The organism is Pseudomonas sp. B21-048 (assembly GCF_024748615.1).
In the GTDB taxonomy this organism is placed as follows: Bacteria; Pseudomonadota; Gammaproteobacteria; order Pseudomonadales; family Pseudomonadaceae; genus Aquipseudomonas.
Genome location: NZ_CP087168.1, coordinates 626,249 through 637,782 on the forward strand (window position 1 = coordinate 626,249; position 11,534 = coordinate 637,782).

11 protein-coding genes are annotated in these 11,534 nt (G+C 60.3%); all 11 read right to left on the bottom strand.

What is annotated here, in order from left to right; all coding sequences use genetic code 11:
- Nucleotides 1-49: 49 nt before the first annotated feature.
- A complete protein-coding gene (locus LOY56_RS02820; protein ID WP_258619647.1) occupies nucleotides 50-421 on the bottom strand; it encodes a DUF6124 family protein in 372 nt (123 codons plus the stop codon).
- 433 nt (nucleotides 422-854) lie between these two features.
- Entirely contained in the window at nucleotides 855-1,865 is a 1,011-nt protein-coding gene (locus LOY56_RS02825; protein WP_258619649.1) for an iron ABC transporter permease, read from the bottom strand.
- Complete coding sequence (locus LOY56_RS02830; protein ID WP_258619651.1) at nucleotides 1,862-2,809, bottom strand: ABC transporter substrate-binding protein; 948 nt, start codon at nucleotides 2,807-2,809, stop codon at nucleotides 1,862-1,864. Before LOY56_RS02830 ends, LOY56_RS02825 begins: the two co-directional genes overlap by 4 nt.
- The gene (locus tag LOY56_RS02835) at nucleotides 2,806-3,594 is read right to left on the bottom strand and encodes an ABC transporter ATP-binding protein (RefSeq protein WP_258619652.1); all 789 of its coding nucleotides are present in this window, start codon (nucleotides 3,592-3,594) and stop codon (nucleotides 2,806-2,808) included. Before LOY56_RS02835 ends, LOY56_RS02830 begins: the two co-directional genes overlap by 4 nt.
- Before the next feature lie 80 nt (nucleotides 3,595-3,674).
- Entirely contained in the window at nucleotides 3,675-5,795 is a 2,121-nt protein-coding gene (locus tag LOY56_RS02840; RefSeq protein ID WP_258619654.1) for a TonB-dependent siderophore receptor, read from the bottom strand.
- Nucleotides 5,796-5,945: 150 nt separating this feature from the next.
- Complete coding sequence (locus LOY56_RS02845) at nucleotides 5,946-7,325, bottom strand: PepSY domain-containing protein (RefSeq protein ID WP_258619669.1); 1,380 nt, start codon at nucleotides 7,323-7,325, stop codon at nucleotides 5,946-5,948.
- Between the two features lie 147 nt (nucleotides 7,326-7,472).
- A complete protein-coding gene (locus LOY56_RS02850; RefSeq protein WP_258619675.1) occupies nucleotides 7,473-9,590 on the bottom strand; it encodes a TonB-dependent copper receptor in 2,118 nt (705 codons plus the stop codon).
- An 84-nt stretch (nucleotides 9,591-9,674) separates the two neighbouring features.
- Entirely contained in the window at nucleotides 9,675-10,109 is a 435-nt protein-coding gene (locus tag LOY56_RS02855) for a DUF2946 domain-containing protein (RefSeq protein ID WP_258619677.1), read from the bottom strand.
- A gap of 21 nt (nucleotides 10,110-10,130) precedes the next feature.
- Complete coding sequence (locus tag LOY56_RS02860) at nucleotides 10,131-10,610, bottom strand: copper chaperone PCu(A)C (RefSeq protein ID WP_258619679.1); 480 nt, start codon at nucleotides 10,608-10,610, stop codon at nucleotides 10,131-10,133.
- Nucleotides 10,611-10,658: 48 nt separating this feature from the next.
- On the bottom strand, nucleotides 10,659-11,057 hold the full coding sequence (locus tag LOY56_RS02865) for a DUF2946 domain-containing protein (protein WP_258619681.1): 399 nt from the start codon (nucleotides 11,055-11,057) through the stop codon (nucleotides 10,659-10,661).
- 49 nt (nucleotides 11,058-11,106) lie between these two features.
- Nucleotides 11,107-11,418 (bottom strand): hypothetical protein, encoded by a 312-nt coding sequence (locus LOY56_RS02870; protein ID WP_258619682.1) that lies wholly within the window; start codon nucleotides 11,416-11,418, stop codon nucleotides 11,107-11,109.
- Nucleotides 11,419-11,534 lie beyond the last annotated feature (116 nt).

Below are 11,534 nucleotides of genomic sequence, written 5' to 3' on the forward strand. Positions count from 1 at the left end.
CGGGGGCAAGCCCCCTCGCCACAAAGGCTCGTTCCCAGAGAGTGGGGGACTACGCCGGGTCGACGTTATCCAGCGCCCGGTTCACCGCCAGCTCCGCCAGCATAATGCTTTGTTGAATCGCCAGCGCCGAGTAGCGCTGCGGGCCGGTCAGATTGTTGGCGAAATCGCTGGTCAGGACACTTGCTGTGGCCAACGATTCACAGGCGTGGGCCAGGAGGCTTTCGGTATCCATACTCGGGGCGACGATGAACATGGTGCTGGGGCGGCGGGGTTTTTCGGTGTAGGGCGCCGGGGGATCGATGTAGTGGTCGAGGGCGCGTTTTATGGCTTCACGGTCTTTGAGCAGGTCTTCAGCGCGCAAGGTTTCGGGGTCGGGAGTGCTGGTGTTGACGGGTGGATCGGGAACGATTTTTTTATTCATTAGGGGCACCAAATCAAATGGAGCCACCACTTATCGTTTCTCACGCGATGAAGGGGTGGCAGCTATGTGCGGAGTGAGAAACCGGTCGTACCCCAAACCCGGCCGGACCGAAGTCCGCCCGCACACAGCCGCCATAGAGCATTGCACGCAGCGGTAAGCTGGCGGCAATTATGGTGGTACTGATGTTGGATTAACAGGGCTACCGGGTTCTCACGCCCGGTCGCTGAGTTTTCAGCGACAGCCCAAGACTAGAGGGCTCGCGTCCGACGAACAACCTGAAAAAGGCGTGGGAAAGTTCCCTGTTTTGACACATGCGTTAAACATTCAAAAACGGAACGCGAAGCGTCCCTGGCGGCATTCCCACGCGGGAGCGTGGGAACGATCAATCCCAAAATTTGTGTACGACACAAATCCTGTGGTGTCCTTGTTGGAGTTAGCGGCGGCGCATCAGGCCGATGAAGAACAACCCGCCGATTGCCGCAGTAGCGACGCCAATGGGCAAGTCTTCAGGGGCGATCAGGGTGCGTGCGGCCACATCGACCCAGACGAGGAACAGGCTGCCCAGCAACACGCACACCGGCAGCAGTCGCCGGTGTTCAGCCCCGACCAATCGCCGCGCAATGTGCGGCACCATCAACCCGACAAACCCGATAGACCCACTGATCGATACCAACACCCCAGTCATCAACGAGGCAATCAAAAACACCCGCAGCCGCACGGTGCGAGCATTCAGGCCGAGGGTCACGGCGGTCTGTTCACCCGCCATCAATGCATTCAATGGCCGGGCCATCCCCAGCAACAACACCAACCCAAGCAACACACTCGCGGCCGGCACCGCGAGCAGTTCCCAACGCGCCAACCCGAGCCCGCCGAGCATCCAGAACATCACCGCCGAACTGGCGCGGTGATCACCGAGAAACAGCAGCAAATTGGCGATCGCCATCATCACGAACGACACCGCCACTCCGCACAACAGCAGACGATCACTGTCCAGCCGCCCATGACGGTTGGCGATCATCAGCACAATCAACATGCTCAACAACGCGCCGAGAAACGCAGCAATCGGCAAGGTCAGCAACCCGACAATTTCACCGACATGCAGCACCACAATCACCGCGCCGAGGGTCGCGCCGGAGGTCACACCGAGCAGGTGCGGATCAGCCAGCGGATTGCGCGTCACCGCTTGCAGCACCGCGCCAATCAACGCCAGACCGGCGCCCACCAGTGCACCGAGCAACATGCGCGGCACGCGGATCAGCCAGACGATGTGTTCCTGCCCGGCCGTCCAGTCCGGAGCACCGAAACCAAAAATCTTGTGCAGCAATATTCGCCACACCACCTCCACCGGCACCCGAGCCGGGCCGAAGCCCAACGACACCACGCACGACACCAGCAACAGCGCGCCGAGGGCCATCAGCAACAAGGCATAGCGACGATCGATCATTCGCCGTGGAAACCCTTGGCCAGGGTTTCGACCGCCAGCACGTTGTCGATCCCGGGCGTGGCCTGCACGTACGGAATGACGATGAATCGCTGGTTCTTGATCGCGTCCACCGATTGCAGAGCCTGATTATTCAGCAGGAATTGTTCCTTCTGCTCGGCGGTGACTTCGCCGTAATCAACGATCACGATCACCTGCGGATTACGCTCGACCACGTTCTCCCAATTCACCCGAGTCCAGCTCGCCTCGACGTCGTCGAGAATGTTGCGCCCACCGGCGGCGTCGATCAGCGCCTGAGGCATGCCGAGACGACCGGAAGTCATGGCCCGGTCCTCACCGCTGTCGTAGAGAAATACCCGAGGTTTGTCCGTCGGCAGATCCTTGCGGATGTCGGCGACTTGCGCCTGCATCTCGGCGATCACGGCGTTGGCGCGGTCCTGCACGTCGAAGATTTTCCCGAGGTTGCGCAGGTCGTTGTACGTGTCTTCCAGACTGGCGGGCGGGCGCTGCATGACGAAGGCGCAGGACTCGGTGAGTTCGTAAACGTTGATGCCCAGCGGTTGCAGGGTTTGCGGCGTGAGATCACCGCCGACGCGCATGCCGTAATCCCAACCGGCGAAGAAGAAATCGACGTTGGCGTTGAGCAGGGTTTCCACCGACGGGTACTTGGCCGCCAGCTCCGGCAAGCCATCGAGGATGGTCTGCATCTCGGGCGTCACCGACTTCCAGCCCGTCACGCCGCTATATCCCGCCATCCTTGGTTTGAGACCGAGGGCGAGCATCATCTGGGTCATGTTGATGTCGTGGCTGACCGCGTGTTGCGGCGCTGCCTTGAAGGTGACTTCGCGGTTGCAGCTCTGGACGGTCAGCGGGTAATGAGTGGCCTCGGCCAATGCTTGGGCACTGCCCAGCAACAGCGCGAGGCAAAGCAGGGAACGCAAAGTCATGGTTGGGTTATCCAGGTGATTCGTGGGTAGCCGTGCAAGGGGTGGTCATCGATCAGGGCATCGACGCCGAACACGTTGTGCAAAAGTTGTGCGGTCAGGACTTCTTTGGGCGGGCCGCTGGCCACGATGCGCCCGTGATTGATCACGTACAGTCGATCACAGAAGGCCGCTGCCAGATTGAGGTCGTGAATGCTTGCCAGCGTGCCGATCTGCAGGCGTTTGACCAGTTGCAACAGCTCCAGCTGATAGCGCGGATCGAGGTGATTGGTCGGCTCGTCGAGGATCAGCAGTTGCGGTTGCTGGGCCAGGGCGCGGGCGAGGATTACCCGCTGTTTTTCACCACCGGAAAGGGTGGCGAAGGCATGGTCTTCGAAGCCTTTGAGGCCGACCGATTCGAGGGCGTGGGTCGCGAGTTTTCGGTCGTCAAGGGTGTCGCCATCAAACAGGCCTTTGTGCGGCGTGCGGCCCATGGCGACCACTTCTTCGACGGTCAGGCCAAAGGCGTCGGGGAACTCCTGCAACACCACGGCGATGCGTTGCGCGCACCAGCGGGAGGATTGCTTCCAGACGTTGTGGTGGTCGAGTTTGACCTCACCGTTTTCCGGTTTGCTGAAACGATAGGCGCAACGCAACAGGCTGGTTTTGCCGCTGCCGTTGGGGCCGATCAACCCGACGAACTCCCCGGCGGCCACGTGCAGCGATGCGTCACGCAGCTGGAACTGGTGATGGCAATGGCCGTGGCCCAGGGGTGTCCAGGCGAGGTTTGTGAGGTTCAGCGAGGTCATTTCATTCCTGATGATCGTTCAAGTCAGCACACACCGGTGGCGAGGGAGCAAGCGCCCTCGCCACAAGAGCATTCCATCTTTTAAAAGGTGTAATCAGCGGTGACAAAAAACGATCGCGGCTCGCCGAGGATCCACTGCTGGCCCCCATTGTATTGGCTTTGGGCGTACTGACGGTCAAACAGATTGTTCACCTGCAACCCCAGCGTCGTATTACGCAGCGCTTTCCATGACAGCGTGGTGTCCACCACGGTGTAGCTCGGCAATTCGTTCTGGTTGGCCATGTCTGCATAACGCGCATCGACATAGCGCACACCGGCCCCGGCTTTCAGGTGATCGTTGATCGCTTTGCTCAGCCACAGATTCGCCGTGCGCCGTGGCACGTCCACCGGGCGATTGCCGTTGCGCGACACTGGCACACCACTGACCACCTCTTTGAAGTCATCGTATTCGGCTTTGACGATGGCGGCGTTGGCTTGCAGTTGCCAGGCGTGCGGCAGTTGCAGATCGAGGCTGGCTTCCAGCCCGTTGGACGATTGCTGACCAACCTGCTGCTTGAGCGTCGGATTACCTGGATCATCGGTCAGCAGTTTCTTTTTGACGATGCGATAGGCCGCCAGGGTCCATTCGCCGCGTTGCTCCCAGAACATCTGCTTCACACCGATTTCGGTCTGCCTGGCGGTGGCCAGGTCATATTGCTGCTGGCTCGGGCTCAGGGAAATCAAACCGCCGACACCATCGGTGCTGGTGGCGTACTGGCTGTAGAACGAAGTGTCCGGCGTCACGGCAAACACCAGGCCGGCCTTCCAGTTGTTGCCGGTCAGGGTCTTGTCGCTTTGACTGCCGTCGATCAGGTTGTCGCGGTCCACATGCACGTAGTCGCGGCGCACACCCGTCACCAGGGACCAGCGTTCGCTCAGCTGGGTGCGGTTCTCGGCGAAGGCCGACATTTGTCTGGTGGTGGACTGGAACTGATTGCGGTACGGATCGGCACTCTCAAAGTTGCCGCGTTGCGGGTGATACAGGTCGACCGGTTGGCCATCGGGCAAGACGTCAGTGAACGGCGAATTGCTGTCGAGCTGGAAGCGGATGCGGTTGTAATCGACTCCGGTCACGGTCTGGCTGTCGAGACCGAACAGTGAGTGCTTGAAAGTGAAGGTCTGACGGTCGCCGACCTGTTCCTGCTTATGGCCGATGCCGAAATACCCGCTGCGGCTGAGTTGTTGGGTGTCGCGGTCGAAGTTGTAGTTCTCGGCGTTCTGCCAGCGACGTTGGGCCTTGAGGTAATAGAGTTCATTGCTCGAACTGATGTTCTCGCAAATCTGCCAGTCGCTGGTCAGGCGCGTCCATTGATCGTTGTAGTGTTGCTTGTCATTGCTGACGTTGTAGTTATTGTCTCGCAGGCTCTCTTTGAAGTGCCCGTTGATCAGCGGCGTGCCGAAATAATTCATCGGCTTCTGATCGCCGTAATCATGGGCCAGGGTGAAGGCCAAGTCGTCCGTTGCCTGCCAGCGCAGGGCTGCACTGATGAAGTCGCTGGATGAATCTCCACGGTCGACCCAACCGTTGCTGCGCAGGCGATTGAGGTTCAAGCGGTAGCTCAAGGTATCGCTCAACGAACCGCCACTGTCGAAGGCCTGCTGCTGGCTATCGTAGGAACCGTAACCGAGGCGAACGTGATTTTCGATCTCGCCTTCAAAGGGCTTTTTCGGGATCACGTTGACCACTGCGCCGGTCGCGCCTTCGCCGTACAGCACCGACGCCGGGCCGCGCAGCACATCGACCCGCTCCACCGACCAGGTGTCGACCGGGAAGGTCACGGTGCCCATGCCGGAGTACAACCGGTTGCCGTCGAACAACTGCATCACCGAACCCTGCCCGGTAAAACCCCGCGCCGACAACGACGTGCCGCCATCGCCGGGCGTACCGGTGCGGCTGATCCCGGTGCTGCGCGACACTGCATCCTGGACGCTGCGATCACCACGTGAGCGGACTTGTTCGCCGGTCAGGCTTTCGACACTGGCCGGGGTTTCCAGCGACGTCAGATCAAGGCGCGAACCGGCGGTGGTCGGGGTGTTCAGGCTGACGGTGTCGTCGTCAAAGGCCGGTGCGGTGATGGTGCCGGTCGGCAGAGTCAGCGGCTGCGCTTGGGCGCTGTTATTCATCGCGAGCAGGCAGAGGCCGGACAAGAGGTACTTGTTCATCGAGGCGGTGAGTCACTTCTTCAAAAGAAAACCCGCAGCATCCGGCTGCGGGCAAGGCGGTACATTAGAGTTATACAGTAACACTTAAAATGACCGGGAGATAAGCGCCAGAAGTCTACAGATCCCTCTATCCCGCGCATCTCGCCTGTTTCATGATGAAGGTGAGGCCGATTCAGCTTGCCGATTGAACCGCGATAGCAGCACCCGATCCACTACCCACACGACAATCAACGAAGCCCCCACCAACGGAAACATCACCGCCAGCCCGAGCATGATAACCATTGCGATTTTCCATTTCGGCAGGTTATGCCGCAACGGCGGCACACCGAACTTGCCCTGTGGCCGACGCTTCCACCAGATCACCACACCGCTGACCGCGCTGAGCAAAATCGTCAGGCAAATCAGCAGCACCATGATCTGATTGAACGGGCCGAACATCTTGCCTTCGTGCAGCATCACGCCGACTTCCGTGGCCCGGGCGACGTTGCTGTAATGCTGCCAGCGCACATCGGCGAGGACGTCGCCGGTGTACTGGTCGACATGCAGGGTGGCGTCGTTGCGCGGGTCGTCGGCGAACACGGCGATGGTGAACACGCCGGTGTCTGTGGTGGGGACGGTGATGCTGTAGCCGGGCTCGACCTTGCGCTGCACGGCGATGTTTTGCACGTCTTGCAGGCTGATGGTTGGCGCTGCCGGACCCGCTTGCGTGCTGGCGTGAGCCATGTGTTCGGCGTGGTCGCCGGACATCGGCATCGGTGTGTTTTCCATGGCCCACGGCACGGTCTGGCGCGTGGCGCTGTTGAGGCTGCGGGCCTCGACGTCGGACTTTGGCACGTCATTCCACATGGCTACCGGGAAGCGGTTCCAGAGGTCAGCGTATTGCTTGCCCCAAAAACCGGTCCAGGTCATGCCGCTGAGCAGCATCACCAGCAGCAATGCCGCGCCCCAGAACCCGGTTACCGCGTGCAGGTCACGCCAGAGCACTCGGCCACGACTGTTCAAGCGTGGCCAGAGAGTCCCGGCGGACTGACCGCGCGGCCACCACAAAAATACCCCTGAAACCACCAGCACGATGCCCCAACTGGCGGCCAGTTCCACCAGTCGATCACCGACGGTGCCGATCATTAACTCGCCGTGAATCGAGCGCGCAATCGCTTGCAGATTTTTCTTGGCGTCTTGCTCGCCAAGGATGTCACCGTGGTACGGATCGATGAACACGTTCAGTTCGTGACCTTCATTGATCACCACAAATTGCGCGCTGCGTTCGGCGTTCGCCGGCGGCAAATACTGTTTGATCCGGCCTTGTGGATACGCCTCTTTCACCCGTTTGAGCAGGTCGTCGGCCGAGATGCTGTGATGGGCGACCGGGACGTTCAGCAGGCTGCCGTACATCAACGGATCGAGTTGCGGTTTGAACAGGTAGATGATGCCGGTCAGGGCCAGCATCACCATGAATGGCGCGACGAACAGGCCGGCATAGAAATGCCAGCGCCAGGCCAGGTTGTAGAAATTCGGTTTGGGGTGTTGCATTTAGAGTGCTCCGCTAGGCGATTCAATTGTCTGGAAAAGATCGCAGCCTCCGGCAGCTCCTACGGGATGTGTGTACACCCGCAATTGCGGCGGCATCCTTGGCCCATGTAGGGGCTGCCGAAGGCTGCGATCTTTTGACTTTTCTTGTTAGAAGCTCATATCAACCTTGGTCCAGAGCGTGCGCCCCGGTTCGTTGATGGCTTGCGGATCATTGGCCGGGAAGCCGAAACCGGCGTTGCCGGCCAGGTTCAAGTGTTCGGCGTAAGCCTTGCCAAACAAATTGTCGACGCCGCTGCTGATCTTCCAGTTCTTGTTGATCCGGTACGCGCCGTTGAGCGAAAACACGCCAAAGCCCGAGCTCGTGTCGAAGTCCTTGCCGACCACATTGCCCTTGTTCTGGTCGATGCGGTTCTGCGCCGCAACCACCCGCCACAAGGCACCCGCGCTCCAGTTGTCTTCGCTGTAGGTCAGGCCGAAACGTGCATCCAGCGGTGGCATCTGCGGCAGCGCGCTGCCGTCGCTGCTGTTCTTGCCCCAGGCGTAGGCCAGGGTCGCGTCGGCCTTCCAGTTGGCCGTCAGTTTGTAGGCTGCACCGAGTTCGCCGCCCATGATTCGCGCATCGATGTTTTCGGCTTGCGAGGTCATGCCCGTCATCCCCGGCGTGTAGTTGAACAGGATGTAGTCACGCACTTGCCCGACGTAACCCGAGGCCCAGGCTTCGAGGTCTTCGGTCTTGTATTGCAGGCCGAAGTCGAGTTGGGTGGTTTTCTCAGGCTTGATCGAATCGAACGCATTCACCGAACCGGCGGGACCTGAGTCGGGTGAAAACAGTTCCCAGTAATCCGGGAAACGTTGGGAGTGACCGAGGCCCGCATACAGCGTGGTCGGGCTGTCAGCCAGGTCATGCTCGTAACGGACGAAACCGCTGGGCAAGGTGTCGGCGCGAGTGTCGTCGGCCGTCGGATTCGGGCTGGCCATCATCCCGGAACCGGTGGTTTGCCGATAATCCTTGGCTGAAGCGCGGTCCACTCGGGCACCGGTAATCACCCGATCACGTTCGGCGGCGTACCAGGTCAGTTCGCTGAACACGCCGTAATTGTGGAAGTCGGCGTCCTTGGTGTACGGCAGGTTTTTGTAGGTGTCGACGCCCATCGCACTGCGTTCGCGATGCTCGTTGGTCTGCGTGTCGATACCACTGATCAACTGCACATCGGCCCAGCGCCAGGTGGCTTTGATCCGCGCGCCGAGGGTTCGGCGGTCGACGTTGGAGGCCATGGGGCCAGCCATCATCCCGGTGCCGGACGGCGTGCGCAGGGTGTAGTTGTCCATCACGTGGTCGGCGTAGTTGTAGTAGACCTGCGCCTCGACCTTATCCAGCACCTCACCGATGTTCGACTGCTCGAAGCGCAGGCCCAGGCTTTCGCGCAGGAACTGCGAACCGTCCATGCCGCGCCCGGCGTAACGGGCTTCGCCGTCGCCCTTGCCTGCGGTCAGTTCCAGCAGCGTGTCGGCGCTCGGGGTCCAGCCGACAGCGACGTCACCGTTCCACTTGTCATAGCGCGAGGGCACGGTGTCGTTGTTGCCGTCCTTGTAATCGTCGGAATGCGCGGTGTTGCCGATCACTCGCACGTAACCCAGTGGCCCACCAGCAGCGGCGTCCACTACTTTGTCGAAACGGCCGTTGGAACCGGCCAGCACGCTGGCGTTCACCCGGGTGCCGAGTTCGCCGAAGCTTTCCGGCTCACGGTCGAACAGGACGGTGCCGGCCGATGCCCCGGGTCCCCAGAGCACGGTTTGCGGGCCTTTGATCACGGTGAGTTTGTTGTAGGTTTCCGGTGAAATGTACGAAGTCGGCGCGTCCATGCGGCCGGGGCAGGCGCCGAGCATCATGCTGCCGTTGGTGAGGATATTCAGTCGCGAGCCGAACATGCCGCGCAGCACCGGATCGCCGTTGGTGCCGCCGTTGCGTACCAGCGCGAAGCCGGGGATGGTCTTCAGATAATCGCCACCATCGCTGGCCGGCACCGGTTGGCGCGGGTCCTTGGGGTTGGTGACGATGGTCAGCGGCGAACTCGGCGCGATGGCGGTGATCACCGTCGGGCTCAGCTCTTCGGTGTGGTCGGCGTGTTCATCGGCCAGCACCAGCGGAGTCAGCAACAAGCCGCAAAGAACGGCGGTGGCGTGCCTGAAACGAACGCGAGATTCGTTCAGGGCAAAAGAAGCCTGGGCAGCGCCCAAACGTGTGTCAGCAGAAAACCTGGACATGACAATTTCCATCGAACAGTCGTAAACGACACGGCCGGCAGCCTGCGGCTGTCTTCTAAACCGTATGAGATCGGAAGTGGGTGTTTACGCGACGATGGGCGGGGCGCGGGTGCGGGCACCGGGGAAGAAGGTTTGCCGGGCGTGGCCCAGGCGGGTGGCGGGAGTGCTGAAAGTGGTTGTCGGTGGGCTGTCGAAGGCGACGAAGGACAGACCGCCAGTGAGCGCCGGGCAATTGAACAGCAGGCTGCAATAGCTGCATTTTTCCCAGAGTGCGTGATGGTCGGCTTTGGGCGGGCAGTGCTCGGCGGCGGGTTGCGCGCCGTGGTCGGCGTGCCCCATCGTCGACATGTCCGTGCCCATGTCCATCAACATGCTCGCAGACATAGCCGCGCGCGAATCCATCGGCATCGACTGAGAAATCAGCGGACCGATAAAAATCATCAGCATGGCGAACAGGCTGATCCAGCTGCCGCGCGTCAGGCTCAATGACTGACGGCGGGACACGGACGGCCTACGCATGGGCGTTTTCAACGTGGGCGATTAATGGGCGTGCATGTGCTCTTGCATGCCGTCCGGCGCCTTTTTCTGCACCGCGACGTCGACCGTCACATCGCCGGCCTTCTCGAAATGCATTGTCAGCGGGAAGCGCTTGCCGTCACTCAACAGGCTGCGGTCTTTGAGCTCCAGCAGCATCACGTGATACGCCATCGGTGCAAACGTGGCTTCGCCGCCCGCCGGAATCTCGACGCTGGGCACTTGCTGCATTTTCATCAAATCGTTTTGCTTCACGTGCTCGTGCAACTCGGCCTTTCCTGAAATTGGCGAGTCGACGCTCAGCAGTCGGTCGGCGGTTTTGCCGCTGTTGTGAATCACGAAATACGCCGCGACGGTCGGCGCGTTAGGCGGCAACTCTTGCGACCACGGATGGGCGATCTCAAGCTCGCCAGCCTTGTATTCGTGAGCATTGGCAAAACAGGCAGGCAGCAGCAACACAGCCAGAACGATGAGTTTGTTCAACATGGCAGTTCTCCAGAACGATTCAAAACGCAGGTCAATTGCGAGAAGGAATCACACCAGAGGGGATGCGCGGGGGTTGAGACTCGGCCATTGCTGGCGCGGTGTTGGTGTGTCGAGCGTGGCAGGCGGCAGGCTTCGATTGGCCTCAAAACGCGCGAAATACAACTGCTGCGCATGCCCCGGCAACGCCACCAATGGCGCGGAACCCGAGCAGCACCAGCAATGCTGCATGTTGGAATGATCGTCGCTCTGCGGAGCTTTCTGCTCGATGTCGCCCAGGGAAATCGCCACCAGCTTGGTGCCGTTGGAAGAGCAGAAACTGCCCCACAACAATTGCTCTGCAGGCGATTTCGCCGTCTGCGCCATCGCTCCGGACATCGGCATGGCGAGCATGTTGAACAGCACTGCAAAGCAGGCGATCCAGGCAAATGCGAGCCGTTGTCGGGACATGAGGGTAGATCCGGTTGAGTGAGCAATCAGGCGCGGCTATTTAGCCTGATCAGGGGCGATAAGTAAAAAGGCCGCGTGCGGTGTGGTGTCGCAGTGCGTCAGTCAGCATGTCGAGCAGCCGACGTGCGAGCTCAGCCTCGCCGTTTTGAAAGAGTGTAGCGACTTCGATTCTTAATGCCTGAGCGAATTGAGGATCGATTTGGATTTTTGCCCGGATTGTGTGTTTGACATCTCTGAGCGCCACACGATTGAAACTCCCATCGCCCGGGTCTTCCTCTTCGCAGGCCTTGATGAAGTTCCACATGTCGGCAGGTGCCAGGAGAAACTCAGTGATATCGAAGCGTGTAAATTTTTCAGTCATTCGGCACTCCTCGCTACATTCGTGGAGTTCCGAAATATAGGGATGGGGTTATGAGCCCACAAGTCAGCCGATTTGGATAATGTTGTGCGTGAGGTCCGACGGATATGTAGGGCGTT